The following is a 23,071-nucleotide window of genomic DNA, read 5'->3' on the forward strand; positions in this document are numbered from 1 at the left end:
TCAATTTAATCGCTATCAAAGCTAAAGCAAATAAAATTTAGTGATTTCACGGTCTACCCCAGCAAGTGGGGTATTCAGATACTCTTTTGTCAGTCCCTTTAAGTAAGCGTTGTAGGCCCAGGTCACATACTGTTCAAGAAGCCTTTCGTTCTCGGCCCTCAAACGAACATTTTCAGCCTCTAACCGATTAGTACGCTGTATAAAGGCGTCAAGCTCTGCAGCAGACAGTTTTCGACGATACTTAGAGGTGCTTATCTTACTAATACGCGCCTTGGTAACCTGGTACGCTATTTTTATACGCGCTCGCTTATCGAGGGCCTGCCGCGTGTAGCGCACACGTAATCGTTTCTGAATTGCTTCAATCAGTAGATCCCAAGTAAGCTTGCCTGACCAGCCATCCAACATACCCACGATGAGGGCAATGGCATCATCATCGAGGTTCTTTCCCCGCGTTTTAGTCATTCTCCCTCCCTTTCAAACTAGGGCGGTCGACATTTCCCACAAGGTCTGTCGCCGATTGGCGGTCCACCGCGCCCCTGTCTTCTAGCGCTTGCTCAATGCCCCATGAAACAACGGGGATATCGGCTAGCTGAATGACAGAGCCAGCTGGGACAGCTGGGTTATCAAGAATATCTGTTAGCTGCGTAAGACGTTGTACAGTCTTCTTGTGGTGCTCCATCCAACGGTCAGCGCCGTAATAACCTTTAATCACGGCCTCTTCAGAATGCGCTAGCAATTGCTGAGCATCCTGTAACCGACGCCTTACCTTCTTGGATTTAATTTCGTCTCCCTTCACGCATACATGCTCGTTGCAGTTGATGCAGTCAGCATGTCTGTCGCAAGGCATCATCGTGTAGTCATGGACGCAGAATCCAAAGTCCGTCGTATGAGCTGTTGGAATTTTAAGCCGTGCAAACTCATCTCGTGAAATCGGGATATTCATCGGCAGCTTTGCCAGAGGGCCGAGCATAAGGTGCTCGTCGCCAACGGACTCGCGAATCCTCGCCACCATTTGATCTGCGCTCACATGATCATAAACCTCATTCTGACGGACGTCTAAGCGCCCTGACCACTTCGCAATGTCCAACTGACTCATGCCCCCCGCCTGCGCCAGGGTATTCAGGTAGTGACGGAACTGATGGGTAGATACTCGAATTTGACTGCCGTCTGGCTCAACGAAACCAAGGCGCTCAAACATCGACTCAAAGCCATGCTGACTTCTGGTACCGAGTGCGGTATTCACCTGATTGATACCGACCGGCTCTATGACACAGCCAAATGTGCCTTTTGCAGAGTGAAGTTCGTTACGCCGCACCACGATGAGCGCGTCCGAGTACTTGAGCCCCACCTCCGCGTTCAACAAGGGAAACCCAGATGGAAGCTGCGCTATTGCGGCTTTTTCGACATCAGAAAATCGCGCACAAACGCCGCTATCGTTCTTAACTAACAACACATTATTTGCGGAGCACCATAGCCTCGCAAATGAATCCGCTCCGTGATCAAGCAAAATCACTTGTTGAACTTCATCCATTGTCAGCAGCTCTTGGCTTCTAAGGTGCTCCAAATCCTGGAGTAAATACAGCCTTTCAGGATTCAGCTCGTACCATTGAGCAATACGACGAGCAGGTTCCGTCAAACACCTAATTTTGGCGATTGCCTCAGCGACAACGGGAGCCATCGAGGGAATAATCCACTTAACCATTGGATCGGCCCCCTTAGCCGATTGCCACCGCAGGCCGTAGGCATCGTTACCTCCTGAAGTTTTGTCACGAACCTCACAGTTCTCGGCAAGTAGTAACACCTCATTGATGCGATCCGGAGCAGAACAGAGAATGGCGGCAATCGACGAAAACAGTACGTCTTTTGGGTGGGTTGCGATGCGAAACGTCTCAGGAAGCGCTTCCAATGCGGCCTGCGATGGCATTTTTTCGTTACGGCGCTTGTCAAACTCCCGCCCCACACGGACGGTATCGAGCGGACGTTTGATAGGGCTACGCCACAACAGTGGAATTGCTATCAGACGATGTTCTGACATGAACTTAGCAATTAACTCAAGCTGAGAACCAACCCGATAGGCCGTAGATTCTGAAAGCCGCTCAGCGATAGATCGCGCAGCTCGATTAAACGTATCGCCATCCACCATCACAGGAACCAAGTGACCGCTAGTCCTAAGGGCAGCATAAAGAGCGCGCAGCGCAGTGACGCGAAAAGCAGGATTCTTCGTCGGTCGCATACCTTGCATGTATCGGACGTAAGCCTTGGCAAACGAAACAAACGGCTCAGCCATCTGAGTTGGTAGTATGTCGTCTACCGTATCTTGAGTAGAGAAGTAGACGCGGACCCGCTTCTTCCCATGCCCCTTCAACTGCGTCGTGTTGGTTACGTCCCAAGCCATATCATCAAAATTCAGATCGGCACCGAAAATGGTGAGCTGCGATCTGCACATAGTGACGAACGCGGCTAAGTTCGCTGAAGCATTTATCTCGGCCTTTGGCGTGAATACTGCGATATCAACAGACATCACCATCCTCCTTCCGAGTTTCCCGAATTTGTCTTACCACCTCAGCAACGGCAAGAATCGTTCGATCATTTATGGTTGCAATTCGAGTATCGACTTCCGACATTAACCGATCACGCTCGGAAACTAGGTACTCCAGTACCGCTTCGTGAGGGCCATCAATCCACGCTTGAAAGCTCTTACAGGTGTAGCAAGCAATTGGGGCCATAAAACCGCACGAACCACAGCGACTGCAGTTACCCATTGGCTTCATGCTTGCGTCGAAACTGGGGTCAACTATGCGACTTCTAGGGTCATCGCCACGGATTGCCACCGACTCGTCACTGATGATGACGCCGGCAAAAGCATGAGCCAGGGGTGCCATGTGAAGCGCTATAGCTTGGTCAAGTCGCTCAACGATCTCCGGCGTTGCTTTCACATAAACACCAACATTCTGCGTATCACTGTGGTCGAGCAGTTCAGCGATGATGAGCTCCCCGTGCCCTTCCCGTGCAGCGGATGTAGCAACCGTATGTCGTAGCCTTTTTGATGTGACCTTAATCAGTTCCCCTGTGCGTTCAGAGTGCACCTGCAGCGCACTGAACACTGACTTAACTCTGCGTCCGATCGCCTCAGGTGATGAATGATGATGGAAATTTGGACGAGCACAACTCATTGAGTTCTTTTTGGGAAACAAAGGAGCTTGCGACGGGGTATCCAGGAACCCTCTTTTATCCTTGAATATCTCCAAGATACTGCTCGCATGGGAAACTAGGAGCTTCCCTATGCTTGGCGTTATCAAACGGTCCTTGAACTGCTCCCGCCGTGCCCCGGCAGTGGCTTGTTTAACCCGTGGAACTCTCAGCACGTATTCCTGGCGCCCATCGGACTTATCTATTTCACTTACATCACAAACCTTGAGCATTGCAAACTGAATGTTCCTCTGCCCCAAGAGCAAACAGAGCCAAGCTAAAAGGTAGTCATCGAGAGGAATCCTGCCAACGGCAAAGGCATCATTTAGTGCCGCGTGCACAGCAGAACGTTCAACGTCCGTAAGAGGTCCTTTAAGAGGGTCCATGGTCAGGACGGCAGTTCCTTTGCGGACTCCTTTAAGGCGAACGCTATTTAGGAAACGAACGGCGTCGCCCGTTACACCTGGCGCTCCAAGGCGGTACCACTTCTTGAGGAAAGCCCTCAAGCCCCCCAACTTCCACTCGCTATCGGAGCTCAACGATGCTCTATAAGTAACAAGAATTGGTGCGTCAATTTCATCTACCAATCGCTTCCGACCAGTAGCTATCGACGCCAATAAAACCCTCAGGTTTTCGAATATGGCTGCGACGGTCGCTGCTTCAGTGTTCTCGGCGTACCAGATCAAGGGGATCTTTACAGCCTCAACAAACCCCTCTGTTGCATACTCATTCAATCTGCTGAAGTTCACGCAAATTGCACTGAGGCCATCGTGGAACGTCCAGCGTTTTCCACTTGGATCGAAGATTGCCCCGCTTAGAGTATTCACGATGGGCGGAAGCCTGTGGTGGCCAGGAAGACGGGAGGGTAAGACAGCTTCTTCAGTCATTATTCCCCCAACCTTCTGTCTGCTTAGCCTGCATTTCTAGAGACACCTGTTGAGCTTTTAGTCGAACGTGTCGCCGAGTGTATTGCCCAGCGGTTTTCGAGGTCGGCGACCACCCCATCAAGAACGAGCGCATACGCTCTTCTTCGGAGCCAGAAACCTTTACGCTATCCATCGTTTCCGAGAAACGATCATTCCACGTGTGGCGCAGAACATGTGGAGTCACAGCATTGAACTCTCCTTGGAAGGCATCCCGAAGTGAGGCGAAAACAGCATTCACGGCACTTAGCGACAGGGGTGCCCCTGTGCCCATGGCGACGAACAGAAATGGGTGCCGCCTTGCACCTTCAGTGCTTCGGCGTGTATTGGTTATATATTCATGCGTCAGCCTACAAAGACCTGGGGATAGCGGGATCTTTCGGTCGCGCGTCTTCACCAATGGTTGGTTTTTTCGGGGGTCCTCCGGGTCATCTGCCCGTCTGGCAACAGTCAGCTCTTCCGACTGGAAGTTGATATCGGGAATTTTTACGTTCAGAAGTTCGCCGCGACGTAGCCCGAGTTCGTAAAACCAACGAATCAGAACGGAATTCCGAACACGCGTGCCTTCCCCATCCCAGGGGTTCTCAGGTGACTCTGGCGACGTGACACTTAGGAGTTTCTCGGCCACCTCAGGGGGAAGCCCTTCCCGCTGTCCAATCGTGTTACGGCCCTTGTGACGCGGAAGTCGCGCATCCAGAGAATCCTTGCAACACGTCCATTCACTCCAAAGTCGCTCGCCATCAGTTGCACCCGAGTGATAGCGAGTCATGCGGTATCTCACGAGCCAATCAAGATAGTTCCTGATGACCCGAATACGGTTAGCTGCGGTATGACCCGCCACTTCAGTTGGTGCAAATTGTCGTTGAACAAGGCGCACACTTTCAGCGGCGCTTCTACGAGTGGATTTATGGGAAGGAGGAATTAAATTGCACTTCAGTTGATCAGCGACAGGTCGCCTACAGTGTCGAACGAGCTCATCCAACTCGCTCAGACGAAAAACACTTCCCTCTCGAATCCGCTGTTCAATATCAATCTGACTCGAGTCAAGGAATAGCTGCAATATCATGATTGACCTCAATACCTGGTCAATCGTATTGCTCGCTCTGTTAGTAGCTCGAATTTCACTGAGCACGTAGACAGAGGGTTCGAACAAGGGCGCGCCGGTAGCAAGTGCAATCAGCACTGGCAAGCGCTCGCCTGAGCTCAAGACAATCTTCTTTACCGCATACGGGTTCAGAGCCATTTGTTTACACCTACGCAAGGTAAACGCTTAACAAATGTAGCTCTAACTCCGAAAAAATCTGTAACCAATAAAAAAGCGAAGCCAAATCAATGGCTTCGCTTCAGACGTTGTCACTTCTTATCTAGCTGTTTTTCAGAACGGGATATCGTCATCAAAGCTGTCGAAGTCCGGAGCCGGCTGCGGAGCGGCCTGCTGGGGCGCTGGACGCGACTCACGCTGTGGCTGCTGGCTTGGCTGTGGACGCGACTGCTGTGGACGTGGCGCCGAGTTGGACATGCCGCCTTGGCCCTGTTGGTCGCCCTGTGGACGGCCGCCCAGCAGTTGCATGGTGCCTTGCATGTCGACCACGATTTCAGTGGTGTAACGCTTGATACCGTCTTTTTCCCACTCGCGGGTTTGCAGTTTGCCTTCGATGTAGACCTGCGAACCTTTGCGCAGGTATTCACCGGCGATCTCTGCGACTTTGCCGAACATCGACACACGGTGCCATTCGGTTTTTTCGACTTTCTGACCGGTTTGCTTGTCGGTCCACTGTTCGCTGGTCGCCAGACTCAGGTTGGTCACGGCGTTACCGTTAGGCAAGTAGCGAACTTCGGGATCCTGGCCGCATGTACCGACCAATATGACTTTGTTAACCCCACGGGCCATAACGTTCTCCTAAGCTGGGCGCGCTGTCGGCACTGGGTTGACCAGTTGCTCGAGCGTCGCGCGATCCAATAATTCGGTGTCCAATTTGATGTAGATGGCGGCTTCTTCAGCAATAACCACGGCATCCGTTACCCCAGCGACAGCCTTTAGGCGCTCTACCAGGCCAGCTTCACGAATTGCTTCGGGCGACAACGGCAGGCGCAGGCTTGTGACGTACGGAGGTTCGCGCATGGTAACAGCAAAGGCCAGCCAAAGTGCAGCCAGCCCGGCGCATCCGAGGAACACAACCGACAAACCGCCATGCTGGAACATCCAGCCGCCCATGATGCCGCCCAACGCAGAACCCAGGAACTGGCTGGTGGAATACACCCCCATTGCAGTGCCCTTGCCACCGGCCGGTGAAACTTTACTGATCAGCGAAGGCAATGAAGCCTCCAGCAGGTTGAACGCAGTGAAAAACACCACCGTGCCGATTACCAGCGCCCGTAGGCTGTCGCCGAACTGCCAGAAGAATAGTTCAGTGAGCATCAATGTCGCGACGGCGCCCAGCAGAACTCGTTTCATTTTGCGTTTTTTCTCGCCGTAGATGATGAACGGGATCATGGCGAAGAATGAAATCAACAGCGCGGTCAGGTAGACCCACCAGTGCTGCTCCTTGGGCAGGCCGGCTTTTTCCACCAGCGCCAAGGGCAAGGCGACGAAGCTGCACATCAGCATCGCGTGTAATACGAAGATACCCAAATCCAGGCGCAGCAGGTCCGGATGCCTGAGCGTCGGCAATAGCGCCTTGCGCGCGACGCCTGACTCGCGGTGCTGCAGCGTACCGGTGGAGCGCGGCACCATAAAGGCCACGATCACGATGCCGAACAACGCCATGCCGCCGGTGGCCAGGAACAAACCGTGCAGGCCAAACGCACGCGTCAGCAAGGGGCCGACCACCATGGCCACGGCAAATGACAGCCCGATGGTCATGCCGATCATGGCCATGGCCTTGGTGCGGTGTTGCTCGCGGGTCAGGTCCGAGAGCAGCGCCATCACGGCGGCAGAAATCGCGCCGGCACCTTGCAGGATGCGCCCGGCGATCACGCCCCAGATCGAATCGGACTGGGCCGCAAGCACACTGCCCAAGGCAAAGACGATCAACCCCAGGTAAATCACCGGGCGACGGCCGATGCGATCGGAAATGATCCCGAACGGAATCTGAAAAATCGCCTGGGTCAGGCCATAGGCGCCAATCGCCAGGCCGATCAGTGCTGGGGTCGCGCCGGCGAGGTCCATGCCATAGGTCGCCAGCACCGGCAACACCATGAACATGCCCAGCATACGGAAGGCGAACACCAGGGCCAGACCGCTTGCTGCTCGGGTCTCGCCGCTACTCATGCGTTCGCTGTGGGGATCGTGCATGGAAAAACCTCGTGTGAACCGGCGGCGATTCTACCAGTCCCATCGATTGAGAGGGTATATGCGGCGCTTTGCCGCGCAGCTTTCATGTAAGGCTGCACCCGGCACTTTGACAGTGTATATTCATCCAGTCTTCCGTCGTATACTCCCGCATTATTTACGCCCGCCGTGCGAGGCCATCTTGGACAAGATCCTGATTCGTGGGGCTAGAACCCACAACCTGAAGAACATCGACCTGACCCTGCCCCGGGACAAGCTGATCGTCATCACCGGCTTGTCCGGCTCCGGCAAATCGTCCCTGGCGTTCGACACGCTGTATGCCGAAGGTCAGCGCCGCTACGTGGAATCGCTATCGGCCTATGCCCGCCAGTTCCTGTCGATGATGGAAAAGCCGGACGTCGACACCATCGAAGGGCTGTCGCCGGCGATCTCCATCGAACAGAAGTCGACCTCCCATAACCCACGCTCCACCGTGGGCACCATTACCGAAATCTACGACTACCTGCGCCTGCTGTATGCACGGGTCGGTATTCCGCGCTGCCCGGACCATGACATCCCGCTGGAAGCCCAGACCGTCAGCCAGATGGTCGACCTGGTGCTGGCCCAACCCGAAGGCGCCAAGCTGATGCTGCTGGCCCCGGTGATTCGTGAGCGCAAGGGCGAACACCTTTCTGTCTTCGAAGAATTGCGGGCACAGGGTTTTGTGCGCGCGCGCATCAACGGCAAGCTGTATGAGCTGGATGAAGCGCCGAAACTCGACAAGCAGAAGAAGCACTCCATCGATGTCGTGGTCGACCGCTTCAAGGTACGCGCCGACCTGCAGCAGCGCCTGGCAGAATCGTTCGAGACTGCGCTGAAGCTGGCGGACGGCATTGCCCTGGTGGCACCGATGGATGACGAGCCGGGCGAGGAGATCATCTTCTCGGCACGTTTTGCCTGCCCGATCTGTGGCCATGCCATCAGCGAGCTCGAACCCAAGCTGTTTTCCTTCAACAACCCGGCTGGCGCCTGCCCGACATGCGATGGCCTGGGCGTGAAGCAGTTCTTCGACATCAAGCGCCTGGTGAATGGCGAGTTGACGCTGGCGGAGGGCGCGATACGCGGGTGGGACAGGCGTAACGTCTACTACTTCCAGATGCTGGGGTCGTTGGCGTCCCACTACAAGTTCAGCCTGGAAGTGCCATTCAACCAACTGCCGGCGGATCAGCAGAAGGTCATCCTCAATGGCAGTGGTTCGCAGAACGTCGACTTCAAGTATTTGAACGACCGCGGCGATATCGTCAAACGCTCCCATCCATTCGAAGGCATCGTACCGAACCTGGAGCGACGCTACCGCGAGACCGAATCGGCGAGCGTGCGCGAAGAACTGGCGAAATTCCTCAGCACCCAGCCGTGCCCGGATTGCCGCGGCACTCGCTTGCGTCGCGAGGCCCGACATGTGTGGGTTGGCGAGAAAACCTTGCCGGCCGTGACCAACCTGCCCATCGGCGATGCCTGTGAATACTTTGGTGTGCTCAAGCTGACCGGACGTCGTGGGGAAATCGCCGACAAGATCCTCAAGGAGATTCGCGAGCGGTTGCAGTTCCTGGTTAACGTGGGCCTGGATTATCTTTCGCTGGACCGCAGTGCCGACACTCTGTCCGGTGGTGAAGCCCAGCGGATTCGCCTGGCCAGCCAGATTGGCGCCGGCCTGGTGGGCGTGCTGTACATCCTTGATGAGCCGTCCATTGGCTTGCACCAACGGGACAACGACCGCCTGCTGGGCACCTTGAAACACCTGCGGGATATCGGTAACACGGTGATCGTGGTCGAGCACGATGAAGACGCGATTCGCCTGGCGGATTACGTGGTCGATATCGGCCCGGGCGCCGGCGTGCATGGCGGGCATATTGTCGCCGAAGGTACGCCAGCCGAAGTCATGGCTCATCCGGACTCCTTGACCGGCAAATACCTGTCCGGTCGCGTAAAAATCGAAGTGCCGGCCAAGCGTACGCCGCGCAACAAGAAACTGGCATTGCATCTCAAGGGCGCGCGCGGAAACAACCTGCGCAATGTCGACCTGGAGATTCCGCTGGGCCTGCTGACGTGCGTGACCGGTGTCTCGGGCTCTGGCAAATCGACGCTGATCAACAACACGCTGTTCCCCCTGAGTGCGACAGCCCTGAACGGCGCGACAACCCTGGAAGCCGCTGCGCATGACAGCATCAAGGGCCTGGAGCATCTGGACAAAGTGGTCGATATCGACCAAAGCCCGATTGGCCGTACGCCGCGTTCCAACCCGGCAACCTATACCGGGTTGTTTACACCGATTCGCGAGCTGTTCGCCGGCGTACCGGAGTCTCGCTCGCGTGGCTACGGGCCTGGCCGGTTCTCGTTCAACGTCAAGGGCGGGCGCTGCGAAGCATGCCAGGGCGACGGTTTGATCAAGGTGGAGATGCACTTCCTGCCAGATATCTACGTGCCGTGCGATGTGTGCAAGAGCAAGCGCTATAACCGCGAAACCCTGGAGATCAAGTACAAGGGCAAGAGCATCCACGAAACCCTGGAAATGACCATCGAGGAAGCGCGGGTGTTCTTCGATGCCGTTCCGGCGTTGGCGCGCAAGCTGCAAACGTTGATGGATGTAGGCCTGTCGTATATCAAGCTGGGGCAGTCAGCGACCACGCTGTCCGGTGGTGAGGCGCAGCGGGTGAAGCTGTCTCGCGAGCTGTCAAAGCGCGACACCGGCAAAACCCTGTACATCCTCGACGAGCCAACCACGGGCCTGCACTTCGCGGACATCCAGCAGTTGCTGGATGTACTGCATCGCCTGCGCGACCACGGCAATACGGTGGTGGTGATTGAGCACAACCTTGATGTGATCAAGACTGCCGACTGGTTGGTAGACCTTGGGCCAGAAGGTGGCTCCAAGGGCGGGCAGATCATCGCGGTGGGCACGCCGGAGCAGGTCTCCGAAATGCCACAATCGCATACCGGTTACTATTTGAAACCGCTGCTGGAACGCGATCGGGCCTGAGTTTTCGGGCTCAACAAAAAGCCCCTGTCACTTTGCGGTGACAGGGGCTTTTTTGTAACCGGAAATCAGAACTGCGATTGCAGGTAGTTTTCCAGGCCAATGAGCTTGATCAGACCCAACTGCTTTTCCAGCCAGTAGGTGTGATCTTCTTCGGTGTCGTTCAACTGCACCCGCAGGATTTCCCGCGTGACGAAGTCGCTGTGCTGCTCGCACAACTCGATGCCCTTGCAGAGTGCGGCACGTACCTTGTATTCGAGACGAAGATCGGCTGCGAGCATGTCAGGTACGCTGGTGCCCACATCCAGATCGTCAGGACGCATACGTGGCGTGCCTTCGAGCATCAGGATACGGCGCATCAGTGCGTCGGCGTGCTGTGCCTCTTCTTCCATTTCGTGGTTGATACGCTCGTAGAGCTCGGTAAAGCCCCAGTCCTCGTACATACGCGAGTGGATGAAATATTGGTCACGAGCTGCCAGTTCGCCCGTCAGCAACGTGTTGAGGTAATCGATTACGTCGGGGTGACCTTGCATCGCCCTACATCTCCCTGCTTGAAAGACTGTAGTTTGAACCATCATGACTCGGAGGTCACGGGATCAACGGCATAAAAATGCAGATTTGCGGAGAAAAGTAGCTGAAATAACGCAAAAACCGCCCAAATGAGGGCGGTTCTGCTTATCGTTTAGAGTCAGTTAAGCGATACACCCAGTGCCTTTGCGATTGCTTCTCCATAAGCACCATCTGCCTTGTAGAAGTGCGCCAGTTGGCGCTGAACCACATCACTGGAAACCCCGGCCATTGCACCGGCGATGTTATTGGTGAGCAGAGCTTTCTGCTCATCGTTCATCAGACGGAACAGCGCACCGGCGTGGCTGTAGTAGTCCGTGTCTTCGCGGTGATCGTAACGATCAGCGTTGCCGCTCAGCGCCAGGGCTGGCTCGGCGTACTGCGGCGCTTGCTTCGGTGCTTCGGCGTAGCTGTTTGGCTCGTAATTAGGCGTAGCACCACCATTGCTGCCAAAAGCCATCGAGCCGTCGCGCTGGTAACTATTGACTGGACTGCGCGGGGCATTCACCGGCAGTTGCTGGTGGTTGGTGCCGACACGGTAGCGATGGGCATCAGCGTAGGCAAAAACACGACCCTGCAGCATGCGGTCGGGCGACAGGCCAACACCGGGCACCATGTTGCTCGGACCGAATGCCGCCTGTTCCACTTCAGCGAAGTAGTTCTGCGGGTTGCGATTGAGCTCCAGCTCACCGACTTCGATCAGCGGGAATTCCTTCTGCGACCAGGTTTTGGTCACGTCGAACGGATTCTCGTAGTGAGCGTTGGCCTGGGCCTCGGTCATGATCTGGATGCAGACACGCCATTTCGGGAAATCGCCACGTTCGATTGCACCGAACAGATCACGCTGGGCGTAATCAGGGTCAGTACCCGCCAAGCGAGCGGCGTCGGCCGGCGCCAGGTTTTTGATGCCCTGCTTGGTCTTGTAGTGCCATTTCACCCAATGCCGTTCGCCCTTGGCGTTGATCAGGCTGTAGGTGTGGCTACCGAAGCCGTGCATGTGACGATAGCCATCCGGGATGCCACGGTCCGAGAACAGGATGGTGACCTGGTGCAATGCCTCTGGGGAGTGCGACCAGAAGTCCCACATCATCTGCGCGCTTTTGAGGTTACTTTGCGGCAGGCGCTTTTGGGTGTGGATGAAGTCCGGGAATTTCAGCGGGTCACGAATGAAGAACACCGGGGTGTTGTTACCGACGATGTCCCAGTTGCCTTCTTCGGTGTAGAACTTCAAAGCGAAGCCCCGCGGGTCGCGCTCGGTGTCGGCCGAACCGCGCTCACCACCAACAGTGGAAAACCGGAGGAAGGTTGGGGTTTGCTTGCCAACGGCATCAAACAGCTTTGCGCTGGTGTACTGGGTAATGTCCTGGGTAACAGTGAACGTACCGTAAGCACCCGAACCTTTGGCGTGTACTCGACGCTCCGGGATGTTTTCACGGTTGAAGTGAGCAAGCTTCTCGATCAGGTGAAAATCGTCGAGCAGCAACGGACCGCGCGGGCCGGCGGAACGGGAATTCTGGTTATCCGCAACGGGAGCGCCGCTGGCGGTGGTAAGGATTTTATTCTGGCTCATGCTCAATTTTCCTCAGGTCGGACTTGGAACTGCCGGCTAATCGGCTTGGAGGCAGTATTGATCATCAACATGACGCCTACAAATTCATTAAATTGCAGGCTTCGATAGAAAATAACTAATACAACCCTTGTCACTATAGTGACCAGCACTGCCTGCGGAAGCTTGTACAGATCGCGCTTTTATTACGCGCACAAAAAACCGGGCACTAGGCCCGGTTCTTCGTTACAGCTTGTCGTCTTACTCGGCGCTTACAGCTTCGCCGGCAGTAGCACGATCAACCAACTCGACGTACGCCATAGGCGCGTTGTCGCCAGCGCGGAAACCGCACTTGAGGATGCGCAGGTAGCCACCCTCACGGGTAGCGTAACGCTTGCCCAGGTCGTTGAAGAGCTTACCAACGATAGCTTTCGAGCGAGTACGGTCGAAAGCCAGACGGCGGTTAGCCAGGCTGTCTGTCTTGGCCAAAGTGATCAGCGGCTCAGCAACGCGACGCAGTTCTTTAGCTTTCGGCAGTGTAGTTTTGATCAGCTCGTGCTCGAACAGCGACACCGCCATGTTTTGAAACATGGCCTTGCGGTGCGAGCTGGTACGGCTCAGGTGACGACCACTTTTACGATGACGCATGGTTCATTCCTTACCAAACTCACGTTCGGTGATTACGACGATCAGGCAGTCGCCTTGTCGTCCTTCTTAAGACTTGCAGGCGGCCAGTTGTCGAGGCGCATGCCGAGGGACAGACCGCGGGAGGCCAGAACGTCCTTGATTTCAGTCAAGGATTTCTTGCCCAGGTTCGGAGTCTTCAACAGTTCTACTTCGGTACGCTGAATCAGGTCGCCGATGTAGTAAATGTTTTCCGCCTTAAGGCAGTTAGCCGAACGTACAGTCAGTTCCAGATCGTCAACCGGGCGAAGCAGGATCGGATCGATCTCGTCTTCCTGCTCGATTACCACTGGTTCGCTGTCACCTTTGAGGTCGACGAACGCAGCCAACTGCTGTTGCAGAATGGTTGCAGCGCGGCGGATAGCCTCTTCAGGATCCAGAGTACCGTTGGTTTCCAGATCAATAACCAGCTTGTCCAGGTTAGTACGCTGCTCGACACGGGCGTTTTCCACCACGTATGCGATACGGCGAACCGGGCTGAACGAAGAGTCAAGCTGCAAGCGACCAATGCTGCGGCTTTCGTCTTCATCGCTCTGACGCGAGTCGGCCGGTTCATAACCACGACCACGAGCTACAGTGAGCTTCATGTTCAGGGCGCCGTTAGACGCCAGGTTAGCGATTACGTGATCGGGGTTAACGATCTCGACATCATGATCCAGCTGAATATCGGCAGCGGTAACCACCCCCGAACCCTTCTTCGACAAGGTCAGCGTAACTTCGTCACGGCCGTGCAGCTTGATAGCCAGACCTTTAAGGTTCAACAGGATTTCAATTACGTCTTCCTGTACACCTTCGATGGCGCTGTACTCGTGGAGCACACCGTCAATCTCGGCCTCGACTACTGCACAGCCGGGCATTGAGGACAACAGGATGCGGCGCAGCGCGTTGCCCAGGGTGTGGCCAAAACCACGCTCGAGAGGCTCGAGAGTGATCTTGGCGCGGGTTGGACTGACAACCTGCACATCAATGTGGCGGGGTGTCAGGAACTCATTTACCGAAATCTGCATGGATGCACCTATTTTCTAGCCCTTACTTGGAGTAGAGCTCGACAATCAGGCTTTCGTTGATGTCGGCGGACAGATCACTGCGAGCAGGAACGTTCTTGAAAACGCCCGACTTCTTCTCAGTGTCTACTTCTACCCATTCTACGCGGCCACGTTGGGCACACAGATCGAGAGCTTGGACAATGCGAAGTTGGTTTTTTGCTTTCTCGCGAATCGCGACCACGTCACCAGCACGAACCTGGTAGGACGGGACGTTAACGGTTTGGCCGTTCACGCTTACGGATTTGTGCGATACCAGCTGACGGGATTCGGCACGAGTCGAACCAAAGCCCATACGGTATACAACGTTGTCCAGACGGCATTCGAGCAGTTGCAGCAGGTTTTCACCGGTTGCACCTTTCTTGCCAGCAGCTTCTTTGTAGTAGCCGCTGAACTGACGCTCGAGAACGCCGTAGATACGACGGACCTTCTGCTTTTCACGCAGTTGGGTGCCGTAATCGGACTGGCGACCGCGGCGTTGGCCGTGGATACCAGGTGCTGCTTCAATGTTGCACTTCGATTCGATCGCGCGCACGCCGCTCTTCAAGAAGAGATCGGTGCCTTCACGACGAGCGAGTTTGCATTTTGGACCAATGTAACGAGCCATTCTTTACAATCTCCTGGATTACACGCGGCGCTTCTTCGGCGGACGGCACCCGTTGTGCGGGATTGGCGTCACGTCGGTGATGCTGGCGATCTTATAGCCACAGCCGTTCAAAGCACGGACAGCAGACTCACGACCTGGACCTGGACCCTTGACGTTAACGTCGAGGTTTTTCAGGCCATATTCCAGCGCAGCTTGACCAGCACGTTCAGCAGCTACTTGAGCAGCAAACGGGGTGGACTTGCGGGAACCGCGGAAACCCGAACCACCGGAGGTAGCCCAAGAAAGCGCGTTACCTTGACGGTCGGTGATGGTCACGATTGTGTTGTTAAAAGATGCATGGATGTGGGCGATGCCATCAACCACTGTCTTTTTAACTTTTTTACGAGGACGAGCAGCAGGTTTTGCCATGATAATTTTCCTGTCGATTCGCGTGGGCGATTACTTGCGGATCGGCTTACGCGGACCTTTACGGGTACGCGCGTTAGTCTTGGTACGCTGACCGCGTACTGGAAGACCACGACGATGACGCAGACCACGGTAGCAACCGAGGTCCATCAAACGCTTGATTTTCATGTTGATTTCGCGACGCAGGTCACCTTCAGTGGTGAACTTCGCCACTTCGCCACGCAACAGCTCAATCTGCTCGTCGCTCAGATCTTTGATCTTTGCGGCTGGGTTTACCCCAGTGTCTGCACAAATCTTCTGCGCAGTAGTGCGACCAACACCATAGATGTAGGTCAGCGAGATAACAGTGTGCTTGTTATCTGGAATGTTAACGCCTGCAATACGGGCCATTCAGTGGGACTCCAATTGACAGCTACCTACGCCCCGGAAGCCAAGAAATAGGGCGCGAGATAATATCGCTGTAATAACAAATAATCAACCCGGCAGCGCACTAGCTGCCGGGCTTCAAGCGGATCACACTCAGCCTTGGCGCTGTTTGTGACGCGGTTCCGCGCTGCAAATTACTCGAACAACACCTTCGCGGCGAATAATCTTGCAGTTACGGCACAGCTTTTTCACCGATGCACGAACTTTCATCACCAACTCCTCGAACCTTATGGGGTACTCAGCGCAACATGCCGCTGCCGTAGCCCTTCAGGTTGGCTTTCTTCATCAGGGATTCGTACTGGTGCGAAACGAGGTGCGATTGTACTTGGGACATGAAGTCCATCACAACCACGACGACGATCAGCAACGAGGTCCCGCCAAGGTAGAACGGAACGTTTGCTGCAACCACCAGGAACTGGGGCAACAAGCATACGGCCGTCATATATAGAGCACCGAACAGGGTCAAACGAGTCAGAACGCCATCAATGTAGCGTGCAGACTGCTCACCTGGACGGATGCCCGGAATAAAGGCACCGGACTTCTTCAGGTTTTCCGCTACGTCTTTCGGATTGAACATCAACGCCGTATAGAAGAAGCAGAAGAAAATAATCCCTGCACTAAACAGCAGAATATTCAACGGCTGACCAGGAGCGATCGACTGAGAGAGGTCCTGCAGCCAGCCCATATTTTCAGACTGACCAAACCAGGTACCCAACGAAGCCGGAAACAGCAAAATGCTGCTCGCGAAAATTGCCGGAATAACACCGGCCATATTCACTTTCAGCGGCAAGTGGCTGGTCTGCGCAGCAAATACCTTACGGCCCTGCTGACGCTTGGCGTAGTGAACAGCAATACGACGCTGGCCACGCTCAATGAACACCACAAAACCGATAATCGCTACTGCCAGCAAACCGATGGCAACCAGGGCAAAAATGTTGATATCACCCTGACGTGCAGACTCGAAAGACTGCCCGATTGCTCTCGGAAGACCGGCGACGATACCTGCGAAAATCAACATCGAGATACCGTTACCAACACCACGCTCAGTAATCTGCTCACCCAGCCACATCATGAACATCGCACCAGCCACAAACGTGGATACCGCGACGAAATGGAAGCCAAAGTCACCAGTGAACGCAACGCCCTGCCCGGCCAGACCAACGGACATGCCGATAGCTTGAACCAGGGCAAGGACGACAGTGCCGTAGCGGGTGTACTGGCTAATCTTGCGACGGCCAGCTTCACCTTCCTTCTTCAACTGCTCCAACTGCGGGCTGACGGCGGTCATCAGTTGCATGATGATCGATGCCGAAATGTACGGCATGATCCCCAGTGCAAAGATGCTCATCCGTTCCAGCGCGCCGCCGGAAAACATGTTGAACAAGCTAAGAATGGTCCCCTCATTCTGTCGAAACAGGTCTGCGAGTCGGTCCGGGTTGATACCTGGAACCGGGATGTGTGCGCCTATTCGGTAGACGATAATCGCCAGGAACAGAAAACGCAGACGAGCCCAAAGTTCAGACATACCGCCTTTGCCGAGCGCTGAGAGAGCACCTTGCTTAGCCATTTATTCCTCGAACTTGCCGCCAGCTGCTTCGATAGCCGAACGCGCACCTTTGGTGGCGCCGATTCCCTTGCCGATAGTGACAGCGCGAGTCACTTCACCGGACAGCATGATTTTCACACGCTGTACGTTGACGTTGATCACGTTGGCATCTTTCAGGGTCTGCACAGTAACGATGTCGCCTTCCACTTTGGCCAGCTCGGACAAACGCACTTCTGCGCGATCCATGGCTTTCAGGGATACGAAACCGAACTTAGGCAGGCGACGATGCAGCGGCTGTTGACCGCCTTCAAAGCCTGGAGCAATGGTGCCACCGGAGCGGGAGGTTTGACCTTTGTGGCCACGGCCACCAGTCTTACCCAAACCGCTACCGATACCACGGCCCGGACGATGCTTTTCGCGACGGGAACCCGGCGCTGGACTCAGATCATTGAGTTTCATCGATTAACCCTCTACACGCAGCATGTAGTAAGCCTTGTTGATCATCCCGCGATTCTCGGGAGTATCCTGGACTTCTACAGTGTGACCGATGCGACGCAGACCCAGACCCTTAACGCACAGTTTGTGGTTAGGAATGCGGCCGGTCATGCTTTTGATCAGCGTTACTTTAACGGTAGCCATGATCAGAAGATCTCCTTGACACTTTTGCCACGCTTGGCGGCAATGGATTCAGGAGACTGCATAGCTTTCAAACCTTTGAAAGTGGCGTGAACCACGTTTACCGGGTTAGTCGAACCGTAGCACTTGGCCAGAACGTTCTGAACGCCAGCAACTTCGAGGACAGCACGCATAGCGCCGCCAGCGATGATACCGGTACCTTCAGAAGCAGGCTGCATGTACACCTTCGAAGCGCCGTGAGCGGACTTCATAGCGTACTGCAGCGTGGTGCCGTTCAGATCAACTTGGATCATGTTGCGACGAGCAGCTTCCATCGCCTTCTGGATCGCAGCAGGCACTTCACGTGACTTGCCACGGCCGAAGCCAACACGCCCTTTACCATCACCTACCACGGTCAACGCGGTGAAAGTGAAGATACGGCCGCCTTTAACGGTTTTGGCTACGCGGTTAACTTGAACCAGCTTCTCAATGTAGCCTTCGTCGCGCTTTTGGTCGTTATTTGACATAACTTAGAACTCCAGCCCAGCTTCACGAGCAGCATCAGCCAGCGCTTTAACGCGGCCGTGGTACTTGAAGCCAGAGCGGTCGAAAGCCACTTGCGAGACGCCCACGGCCTTAGCACGTGTAGCGACCAGCTGGCCAACCTTTGTGGCCGCGTCGATGTTGCCAGTGGCACCATCACGCAGTTCTTTATCCAAAGTCGAGGCGCTTGCCAGGACTTTGTTGCCGTCGGCCGAGATGACCTGGGCGTAGATGTGCTGCGACGAGCGGTACACGCAGAGACGCACGACTTCTAGTTCGTGCATTTTCAGGCGTGCTTTGCGAGCGCGACGCAGTCGAGTAACTTTTTTGTCGGTCATTTGCTATGCCCTACTTCTTCTTGGCTTCTTTACGACGGACGACTTCGTCCGCGTAGCGCACACCTTTGCCTTTGTACGGCTCTGGTGGACGGAAGTCGCGGATCTCAGCGGCCACCTGACCTACCAGCTGCTTATCGATGCCCTTGATCAGGATATCGGTCTGGCTAGGGGTCTCAGCGGTGATGCCTTCCGGCAGTTCGTAATCCACTGGGTGCGAGAAGCCAAGGGCCAGGTTCAAAACCGTGCCTTTTGCTTGCGCTTTGTAACCAACACCGACCAGCTGGAGCTTACGCTCGAAGCCTTGGCTTACGCCCTGGACCATGTTGTTTACCAACGCACGCGTGGTACCTGCCATTGCGCGAGTTTGTTGATCGCCATTGCGAGCAGCGAAACGCAGCTCACCAGCTTCTTCAACGATCTCAACGGACGAATGGATGTTCAGTTCAAGAGTGCCCTTGGCACCCTTCACCGAAAGCTGTTGGCCTGCGAATTTGACTTCGACACCGGCTGGCAGCTTAACGGGGTTCTTAGCGACGCGAGACATGCTTATCCCCCCTTAGAACACAGTGCAAAGAACTTCGCCGCCGACACCGGCAGCGCGCGCAGCACGATCCGTCATCACACCTTTGTTGGTGGAGACGATAGACACGCCCAGACCGCCACGAACTTTCGGCAGATCTTCAGCGGACTTGTACTGACGCAGGCCTGGACGGCTAACGCGCTTCACTTCTTCGATGACCGAACGGCCTTCGAAGTACTTCAGCTCGATGGACAGCAGTGGTTTGATTTCGCTGCTGATCTGATAACCCGCAATGTAGCCTTCGTCTTTCAGGACTTTGGCAACAGCTACCTTCAACTTGGAAGATGGCATGCTTACGACGGACTTTTCAGCCATCTGGGCATTACGGATACGAGTTAGCATGTCCGCTAACGGGTCCTGCATACTCATGGGCTAGACGCTCCTAATACAAAAAAATTAGCCTTGCGGCTACATATGTCGCCGAGAATCTCCGGGTAAAAAAACACGGGCTCAGGCGAGCCGCGTATTTTAGACACACTCCGGAAATGAAACAAGCCCCAAAAGGGGCTTGTTCCAGATTCAAGGTCACCGGCGGTCAGTATCTTGCGATTCCGGCCGCCCGGACGTTGAAAGTACTTACCAGCTGGCTTTAACCAGACCAGGTACGTCACCACGCATTGCCGCTTCACGCAGTTTGTTACGGCCGAGGCCGAACTTGCGGTAAACGCCGTGTGGACGACCGGTCAGGCGGCAGCGGTTACGCATGCGCGAAGCGCTTGCGTCACGTGGCTGCTTCTGCAGAGCAACTGTTGCTTCCCAACGCGCTTCTGGACTTGCGTTCAGATCAACGATGATTGCTTTCAGTGCTGCACGCTTCTTGGCGTACTTGGCAACCGTGAGCTGACGCTTCAGCTCGCGGTTTTTCATGCTCATCTTGGCCATGGTCCTACTCCAATCAGTTGCGGAACGGGAATTTGAAAGCACGCAGCAGAGCGCGGCCTTCATCATCGTTCTTGGCAGTGGTGGTCAGGGTGATGTCCAGACCGCGGAGAGCATCGATCTTGTCGTAGTCGATTTCCGGGAAGATGATCTGCTCTTTCACGCCCATGCTGTAGTTACCACGACCATCGAAGGACTTGGCATTCAGGCCGCGGAAGTCGCGAACCCGAGGCAGGGAGATCGACAGCAGACGATCCAGGAATTCATACATACGCTCACGGCGCAGGGTCACTTTGACGCCGATCGGCCAACCTTCACGGACTTTAAAGCCAGCGATGGATTTCCGAGCGTAGGTCACAACGACTTTCTGGCCGGTGATCTTTTCCAGGTCAGCAACAGCATGCTCGATGACTTTTTTGTCGCCGACAGCTTCGCCCAGACCCATGTTCAGGGTGATTTTGGTAACGCGTGGAACTTCCATCACGTTCGAAAGCTTAAGTTCTTCCTTAAGTTTCGGTGCGATTTCTTTCCAGTAAATCTCTTTTAGTCGTGCCATGGTCTTCTACCTAGCAGTGTTCAAGCATCAACCGCTTTTTGGGTCGACTTGAAGACACGAATTTTCTTGCCGTCTTCTACTTTAAAACCAACGCGGTCAGCCTTGTTGGTTTCGCCGTTGAAAATGGCGACGTTAGAAGCATCCAGCGGAGCTTCTTTCTCGACGATACCGCCCTGCACGCCCGACATCGGGTTAGGCTTGGTATGACGCTTGACCAGGTTCAGACCACCGATAACCAGACGGTTATTGGCGAGAACCTTAAGCACCTTACCGCGCTTACCTTTGTCTTTGCCGGCGATCACGATGATCTCGTCGTCACGACGAATCTTTTGCATGTCGGATCTCCTTACAGCACTTCTGGGGCGAGCGAGACGATCTTCATGAACTTCTCAGTACGAAGTTCACGGGTCACTGGCCCAAAGATACGGGTGCCGATCGGCTCTTGCTTGTTGTTCAGAAGAACAGCAGCGTTGCCATCAAAGCGGATAATGGAGCCATCAGCACGACGTACGCCGTGACGAGTGCGGACTACAACAGCAGTCATCACTTGGCCTTTTTTCACTTTACCGCGAGGAATTGCTTCCTTGACGGTAACTTTGATGATGTCACCGATACCAGCGTAACGACGATGGGAGCCACCCAGCACCTTGATGCACATAACACGGCGAGCGCCGCTGTTATCGGCCACATCGAGCATGGATTGAGTCTGAATCATATAATTTCTCCGACCCCTAGTCCTTAGACTTCCACAGCGCGTTCGAGAACATCAACCAGTGCCCAAGACTTGGTCTTGGCCAGCGGACGAGTTTCACGAATAGTGACTTTGTCGCCGATGTGGCACTGATTGGTTTCGTCGTGCGCGTGCAGCTTAGTCGAACGCTTAACATATTTACCGTAGATCGGGTGCTTAACGCGACGCTCGATCAAAACGGTGATGGTTTTGTCCATCTTGTCGCTGACAACACGGCCAGTCAGCGTACGGACAGTCTTTTCGGCTTCAGCCATGATCACTTACCTGCCTGCTGGTTGAGCACAGTCTTCACGCGAGCGATGTCACGCTTAACTTGCGAGAGCAGATGAGACTGCCCCAACTGGCCAGTTGCTTTCTGCATACGCAGATTGAACTGGTCGCGCAGCAAGCCGAGCAGTTGCTCGTTCAGCTGCTGTGCGGATTTTTCACGAAGTTCATTCGCTTTCATCACATCACCGTCCGTTTAACAAAGGCGGTGGCGAGCGGCAGCTTTGCAGCAGCCAGGGCAAAAGCCTCACGCGCCAGCTCTTCAGTTACACCCTCGATTTCATACAGGACTTTGCCTGGCTGAATCTGGGCTACCCAGTATTCCACGTTACCCTTACCTTTACCCATCCGAACCTCGAGAGGTTTTTTGGAGATCGGCTTGTCCGGGAATACACGGATCCAGATCTTGCCGCCACGTTTAACGTGACGGGTCAGTGCACGACGCGCTGACTCGATCTGACGAGCGGTGAGACGACCACGAGCTACAGACTTCAGCGCGAACTCGCCGAAGCTGACTTTGCTACCGCGCTGAGCCAGACCACGGTTGTGGCCTGTCATCTGCTTGCGGAACTTCGTACGCTTAGGTTGCAACATTTGGCGTACCCCTTACTTAGCAGCTTTTTTACGAGGCGCTGGTGCTTGTGGTTTCAGTTCTTCTTGGCGACCACCAATTACTTCGCCCTTGAAGATCCAAACCTTTACACCGATCACACCGTAAGTGGTGTGAGCTTCGTAGTTGGCATAGTCGATGTCGGCACGCAGGGTGTGCAATGGCACACGACCTTCGCGATACCATTCAGTACGTGCGATTTCAGCACCGCCGAGACGACCGCTCACTTGGATTTTGATGCCTTTGGCACCAATGCGCATGGCGTTCTGTACGGCGCGCTTCATAGCGCGACGGAACATTACGCGACGCTCCAGCTGCTGAGCTACGCTCTGCGCAACCAGCATACCGTCGAGCTCCGGCTTGCGGATCTCTTCGATATTGATGTGCACAGGCACACCCATTTGCTTGGTCAGGTCCTGACGCAGTTTCTCAACATCTTCACCTTTCTTCCCGATAACGATACCTGGACGAGCGGTGTGGATGGTGATACGTGCAGTTTGGGCCGGACGATGGATATCGATACGGCTTACGGACGCGCTTTTTAGTTTGTCTTGGAGATACTCACGCACCTTCAGATCAGCGAACAAATAGTCCGCATAAGTCCGACCGTCTGCGTACCAGACGGAGGTGTGCTCCTTGACGATTCCCAGGCGAATGCCAATGGGATGTACTTTCTGACCCATCTCTTCGA

Annotated in this window: 30 protein-coding genes; 1 reads left to right on the forward strand and 29 read right to left on the reverse strand. The window is 54.9% G+C overall.

The features are described from left to right. Positions 1 to 21: 21 nt before the first annotated feature. The 6 genes from PspS35_RS26600 to PspS35_RS26625 all read right to left on the reverse strand — a co-directional run bounded on the left by PspS35_RS26600 (position 22) and on the right by PspS35_RS26625 (position 7,407). Positions 22 to 462 carry a hypothetical protein gene (locus PspS35_RS26600; RefSeq protein WP_159937458.1) on the reverse strand — a complete coding sequence of 147 codons (441 nt, stop codon included), beginning with the start codon at positions 460 to 462 and terminating at the stop codon, positions 22 to 24. Then, complete coding sequence (locus tag PspS35_RS26605; protein WP_159937459.1) at positions 455 to 2,521, reverse strand: integrase; 2,067 nt, start codon at positions 2,519 to 2,521, stop codon at positions 455 to 457. The genes PspS35_RS26600 and PspS35_RS26605 overlap by 8 nt, the downstream gene beginning before the upstream one ends. Further along, the gene (locus tag PspS35_RS26610) at positions 2,511 to 4,076 is read right to left on the reverse strand and encodes a site-specific integrase (RefSeq protein ID WP_159937460.1); all 1,566 of its coding nucleotides are present in this window, start codon (positions 4,074 to 4,076) and stop codon (positions 2,511 to 2,513) included. Before PspS35_RS26610 ends, PspS35_RS26605 begins: the two co-directional genes overlap by 11 nt. Next, the gene (locus PspS35_RS26615; RefSeq protein ID WP_159937461.1) at positions 4,069 to 5,355 is read right to left on the reverse strand and encodes a site-specific integrase; all 1,287 of its coding nucleotides are present in this window, start codon (positions 5,353 to 5,355) and stop codon (positions 4,069 to 4,071) included. The genes PspS35_RS26610 and PspS35_RS26615 overlap by 8 nt, the downstream gene beginning before the upstream one ends. Positions 5,356 to 5,487: 132 nt before the next feature. Continuing rightward, the gene (locus PspS35_RS26620; RefSeq protein ID WP_003232445.1) at positions 5,488 to 6,003 is read right to left on the reverse strand and encodes a single-stranded DNA-binding protein; all 516 of its coding nucleotides are present in this window, start codon (positions 6,001 to 6,003) and stop codon (positions 5,488 to 5,490) included. A 9-nt stretch (positions 6,004 to 6,012) separates the two neighbouring features. Next, positions 6,013 to 7,407 (reverse strand): MFS transporter, encoded by a 1,395-nt coding sequence (locus PspS35_RS26625; protein WP_159937462.1) that lies wholly within the window; start codon positions 7,405 to 7,407, stop codon positions 6,013 to 6,015. A gap of 178 nt (positions 7,408 to 7,585) precedes the next feature. Here PspS35_RS26625 and uvrA point away from each other — a divergent pair, with 178 nt between their 5' ends. Next, positions 7,586 to 10,420, forward strand: a complete 2,835-nt coding sequence (uvrA, locus tag PspS35_RS26630; protein WP_159937463.1) for an excinuclease ABC subunit UvrA — start codon at positions 7,586 to 7,588, stop codon at positions 10,418 to 10,420. 65 nt (positions 10,421 to 10,485) lie between these two features. On the opposite strand, the gene bfr is transcribed toward uvrA, so the two are convergent. The 23 genes from bfr to rpsC form a co-directional block, all read right to left on the reverse strand. Continuing rightward, positions 10,486 to 10,950, reverse strand: a complete 465-nt coding sequence (bfr, locus tag PspS35_RS26635; protein ID WP_017525959.1) for a bacterioferritin — start codon at positions 10,948 to 10,950, stop codon at positions 10,486 to 10,488. Between the two features lie 155 nt (positions 10,951 to 11,105). After that, positions 11,106 to 12,554: a catalase gene (locus tag PspS35_RS26640; protein ID WP_159937464.1), complete on the reverse strand. Its 1,449-nt coding sequence runs from the start codon at positions 12,552 to 12,554 to the stop codon at positions 11,106 to 11,108. Positions 12,555 to 12,791: 237 nt separating this feature from the next. Then, positions 12,792 to 13,178 carry a 50S ribosomal protein L17 gene (gene rplQ / locus PspS35_RS26645; RefSeq protein WP_003176402.1) on the reverse strand — a complete coding sequence of 129 codons (387 nt, stop codon included), beginning with the start codon at positions 13,176 to 13,178 and terminating at the stop codon, positions 12,792 to 12,794. Positions 13,179 to 13,219: 41 nt separating this feature from the next. Continuing rightward, complete coding sequence (gene rpoA / locus PspS35_RS26650; RefSeq protein ID WP_003176403.1) at positions 13,220 to 14,221, reverse strand: DNA-directed RNA polymerase subunit alpha; 1,002 nt, start codon at positions 14,219 to 14,221, stop codon at positions 13,220 to 13,222. A 22-nt stretch (positions 14,222 to 14,243) separates the two neighbouring features. Continuing rightward, positions 14,244 to 14,864: a 30S ribosomal protein S4 gene (rpsD, locus tag PspS35_RS26655; protein ID WP_003210056.1), complete on the reverse strand. Its 621-nt coding sequence runs from the start codon at positions 14,862 to 14,864 to the stop codon at positions 14,244 to 14,246. Positions 14,865 to 14,882: 18 nt separating this feature from the next. Next, entirely contained in the window at positions 14,883 to 15,272 is a 390-nt protein-coding gene (rpsK, locus tag PspS35_RS26660; protein WP_002555466.1) for a 30S ribosomal protein S11, read from the reverse strand. A 30-nt stretch (positions 15,273 to 15,302) separates the two neighbouring features. Then, the gene (gene rpsM, locus PspS35_RS26665) at positions 15,303 to 15,659 is read right to left on the reverse strand and encodes a 30S ribosomal protein S13 (RefSeq protein ID WP_003210063.1); all 357 of its coding nucleotides are present in this window, start codon (positions 15,657 to 15,659) and stop codon (positions 15,303 to 15,305) included. A gap of 129 nt (positions 15,660 to 15,788) precedes the next feature. Continuing rightward, positions 15,789 to 15,905 carry a 50S ribosomal protein L36 gene (gene rpmJ, locus PspS35_RS26670; protein WP_002555468.1) on the reverse strand — a complete coding sequence of 39 codons (117 nt, stop codon included), beginning with the start codon at positions 15,903 to 15,905 and terminating at the stop codon, positions 15,789 to 15,791. Between the two features lie 28 nt (positions 15,906 to 15,933). Beyond that, complete coding sequence (gene secY / locus PspS35_RS26675) at positions 15,934 to 17,262, reverse strand: preprotein translocase subunit SecY (RefSeq protein WP_003194637.1); 1,329 nt, start codon at positions 17,260 to 17,262, stop codon at positions 15,934 to 15,936. Continuing rightward, positions 17,263 to 17,700, reverse strand: a complete 438-nt coding sequence (gene rplO, locus PspS35_RS26680) for a 50S ribosomal protein L15 (protein ID WP_003176407.1) — start codon at positions 17,698 to 17,700, stop codon at positions 17,263 to 17,265. Between the two features lie 3 nt (positions 17,701 to 17,703). Continuing rightward, positions 17,704 to 17,880: a 50S ribosomal protein L30 gene (gene rpmD / locus PspS35_RS26685; RefSeq protein WP_003176408.1), complete on the reverse strand. Its 177-nt coding sequence runs from the start codon at positions 17,878 to 17,880 to the stop codon at positions 17,704 to 17,706. A 2-nt stretch (positions 17,881 to 17,882) separates the two neighbouring features. After that, positions 17,883 to 18,383, reverse strand: a complete 501-nt coding sequence (gene rpsE / locus PspS35_RS26690) for a 30S ribosomal protein S5 (protein ID WP_003186035.1) — start codon at positions 18,381 to 18,383, stop codon at positions 17,883 to 17,885. Positions 18,384 to 18,386: 3 nt separating this feature from the next. Continuing rightward, positions 18,387 to 18,737: a 50S ribosomal protein L18 gene (gene rplR / locus PspS35_RS26695; RefSeq protein ID WP_017135964.1), complete on the reverse strand. Its 351-nt coding sequence runs from the start codon at positions 18,735 to 18,737 to the stop codon at positions 18,387 to 18,389. A 10-nt stretch (positions 18,738 to 18,747) separates the two neighbouring features. After that, complete coding sequence (gene rplF / locus PspS35_RS26700; RefSeq protein WP_003176412.1) at positions 18,748 to 19,281, reverse strand: 50S ribosomal protein L6; 534 nt, start codon at positions 19,279 to 19,281, stop codon at positions 18,748 to 18,750. Positions 19,282 to 19,293: 12 nt separating this feature from the next. After that, on the reverse strand, positions 19,294 to 19,686 hold the full coding sequence (gene rpsH / locus PspS35_RS26705) for a 30S ribosomal protein S8 (RefSeq protein ID WP_003176413.1): 393 nt from the start codon (positions 19,684 to 19,686) through the stop codon (positions 19,294 to 19,296). 207 nt (positions 19,687 to 19,893) lie between these two features. Beyond that, the gene (rpsN, locus tag PspS35_RS26710) at positions 19,894 to 20,199 is read right to left on the reverse strand and encodes a 30S ribosomal protein S14 (RefSeq protein ID WP_003176414.1); all 306 of its coding nucleotides are present in this window, start codon (positions 20,197 to 20,199) and stop codon (positions 19,894 to 19,896) included. Positions 20,200 to 20,212: 13 nt separating this feature from the next. After that, entirely contained in the window at positions 20,213 to 20,752 is a 540-nt protein-coding gene (rplE, locus tag PspS35_RS26715; RefSeq protein WP_003176415.1) for a 50S ribosomal protein L5, read from the reverse strand. 20 nt (positions 20,753 to 20,772) lie between these two features. After that, positions 20,773 to 21,087 (reverse strand): 50S ribosomal protein L24, encoded by a 315-nt coding sequence (gene rplX, locus PspS35_RS26720; RefSeq protein ID WP_003176416.1) that lies wholly within the window; start codon positions 21,085 to 21,087, stop codon positions 20,773 to 20,775. An 11-nt stretch (positions 21,088 to 21,098) separates the two neighbouring features. Continuing rightward, a complete protein-coding gene (rplN, locus tag PspS35_RS26725) occupies positions 21,099 to 21,467 on the reverse strand; it encodes a 50S ribosomal protein L14 (protein ID WP_002555479.1) in 369 nt (122 codons plus the stop codon). Between the two features lie 23 nt (positions 21,468 to 21,490). Beyond that, positions 21,491 to 21,757 carry a 30S ribosomal protein S17 gene (rpsQ, locus tag PspS35_RS26730; RefSeq protein WP_003176419.1) on the reverse strand — a complete coding sequence of 89 codons (267 nt, stop codon included), beginning with the start codon at positions 21,755 to 21,757 and terminating at the stop codon, positions 21,491 to 21,493. 2 nt (positions 21,758 to 21,759) lie between these two features. Further along, positions 21,760 to 21,951: a 50S ribosomal protein L29 gene (gene rpmC, locus PspS35_RS26735; protein WP_002555481.1), complete on the reverse strand. Its 192-nt coding sequence runs from the start codon at positions 21,949 to 21,951 to the stop codon at positions 21,760 to 21,762. After that, positions 21,951 to 22,364, reverse strand: a complete 414-nt coding sequence (gene rplP / locus PspS35_RS26740; protein ID WP_003232424.1) for a 50S ribosomal protein L16 — start codon at positions 22,362 to 22,364, stop codon at positions 21,951 to 21,953. Before rplP ends, rpmC begins: the two co-directional genes overlap by 1 nt. Positions 22,365 to 22,376: 12 nt before the next feature. Continuing rightward, positions 22,377 to 23,063 (reverse strand): 30S ribosomal protein S3, encoded by a 687-nt coding sequence (rpsC, locus tag PspS35_RS26745; protein WP_003176422.1) that lies wholly within the window; start codon positions 23,061 to 23,063, stop codon positions 22,377 to 22,379. Positions 23,064 to 23,071: the final 8 nt, after the last annotated feature.

The organism is Pseudomonas sp. S35 (genome assembly GCF_009866765.1).
In the GTDB taxonomy this organism is placed as follows: Bacteria; Pseudomonadota; Gammaproteobacteria; order Pseudomonadales; family Pseudomonadaceae; genus Aquipseudomonas.

Bases quoted from the DNA above. Each gene is read 5' to 3' on its own strand.
- PspS35_RS26600 (WP_159937458.1), bottom strand. From the start codon at position 462: ATGACTAAAACGCGGGGAAAGAACCTCGATGATGATGCCATTGCCCTC.
- PspS35_RS26605 (WP_159937459.1), bottom strand. From the start codon at position 2,521: ATGTCTGTTGATATCGCAGTATTCACGCCAAAGGCCGAGATAAATGCT.
- PspS35_RS26610 (WP_159937460.1), bottom strand. From the start codon at position 4,076: ATGACTGAAGAAGCTGTCTTACCCTCCCGTCTTCCTGGCCACCACAGG.
- PspS35_RS26615 (WP_159937461.1), bottom strand. From the start codon at position 5,355: ATGGCTCTGAACCCGTATGCGGTAAAGAAGATTGTCTTGAGCTCAGGC.
- PspS35_RS26620 (WP_003232445.1), bottom strand. From the start codon at position 6,003: ATGGCCCGTGGGGTTAACAAAGTCATATTGGTCGGTACATGCGGCCAG.
- PspS35_RS26625 (WP_159937462.1), bottom strand. From the start codon at position 7,407: ATGCACGATCCCCACAGCGAACGCATGAGTAGCGGCGAGACCCGAGCA.
- bfr (WP_017525959.1), bottom strand. From the start codon at position 10,950: ATGCAAGGTCACCCCGACGTAATCGATTACCTCAACACGTTGCTGACG.
- PspS35_RS26640 (WP_159937464.1), bottom strand. From the start codon at position 12,554: ATGAGCCAGAATAAAATCCTTACCACCGCCAGCGGCGCTCCCGTTGCG.
- rplQ (WP_003176402.1), bottom strand. From the start codon at position 13,178: ATGCGTCATCGTAAAAGTGGTCGTCACCTGAGCCGTACCAGCTCGCAC.
- rpoA (WP_003176403.1), bottom strand. From the start codon at position 14,221: ATGCAGATTTCGGTAAATGAGTTCCTGACACCCCGCCACATTGATGTG.
- rpsD (WP_003210056.1), bottom strand. From the start codon at position 14,864: ATGGCTCGTTACATTGGTCCAAAATGCAAACTCGCTCGTCGTGAAGGC.
- rpsK (WP_002555466.1), bottom strand. From the start codon at position 15,272: ATGGCAAAACCTGCTGCTCGTCCTCGTAAAAAAGTTAAAAAGACAGTG.
- rpsM (WP_003210063.1), bottom strand. From the start codon at position 15,659: ATGGCCCGTATTGCAGGCGTTAACATTCCAGATAACAAGCACACTGTT.
- rpmJ (WP_002555468.1), bottom strand. From the start codon at position 15,905: ATGAAAGTTCGTGCATCGGTGAAAAAGCTGTGCCGTAACTGCAAGATT.
- secY (WP_003194637.1), bottom strand. From the start codon at position 17,262: ATGGCTAAGCAAGGTGCTCTCTCAGCGCTCGGCAAAGGCGGTATGTCT.
- rplO (WP_003176407.1), bottom strand. From the start codon at position 17,700: ATGAAACTCAATGATCTGAGTCCAGCGCCGGGTTCCCGTCGCGAAAAG.
- rpmD (WP_003176408.1), bottom strand. From the start codon at position 17,880: ATGGCTACCGTTAAAGTAACGCTGATCAAAAGCATGACCGGCCGCATT.
- rpsE (WP_003186035.1), bottom strand. From the start codon at position 18,383: ATGTCAAATAACGACCAAAAGCGCGACGAAGGCTACATTGAGAAGCTG.
- rplR (WP_017135964.1), bottom strand. From the start codon at position 18,737: ATGACCGACAAAAAAGTTACTCGACTGCGTCGCGCTCGCAAAGCACGC.
- rplF (WP_003176412.1), bottom strand. From the start codon at position 19,281: ATGTCTCGCGTCGCTAAGAACCCCGTTAAGCTGCCAGCCGGTGTCGAA.
- rpsH (WP_003176413.1), bottom strand. From the start codon at position 19,686: ATGAGTATGCAGGACCCGTTAGCGGACATGCTAACTCGTATCCGTAAT.
- rpsN (WP_003176414.1), bottom strand. From the start codon at position 20,199: ATGGCCAAGATGAGCATGAAAAACCGCGAGCTGAAGCGTCAGCTCACG.
- rplE (WP_003176415.1), bottom strand. From the start codon at position 20,752: ATGGCACGACTAAAAGAGATTTACTGGAAAGAAATCGCACCGAAACTT.
- rplX (WP_003176416.1), bottom strand. From the start codon at position 21,087: ATGCAAAAGATTCGTCGTGACGACGAGATCATCGTGATCGCCGGCAAA.
- rplN (WP_002555479.1), bottom strand. From the start codon at position 21,467: ATGATTCAGACTCAATCCATGCTCGATGTGGCCGATAACAGCGGCGCT.
- rpsQ (WP_003176419.1), bottom strand. From the start codon at position 21,757: ATGGCTGAAGCCGAAAAGACTGTCCGTACGCTGACTGGCCGTGTTGTC.
- rpmC (WP_002555481.1), bottom strand. From the start codon at position 21,951: ATGAAAGCGAATGAACTTCGTGAAAAATCCGCACAGCAGCTGAACGAG.
- rplP (WP_003232424.1), bottom strand. From the start codon at position 22,364: ATGTTGCAACCTAAGCGTACGAAGTTCCGCAAGCAGATGACAGGCCAC.
- rpsC (WP_003176422.1), bottom strand. From the start codon at position 23,063: ATGGGTCAGAAAGTACATCCCATTGGCATTCGCCTGGGAATCGTCAAG.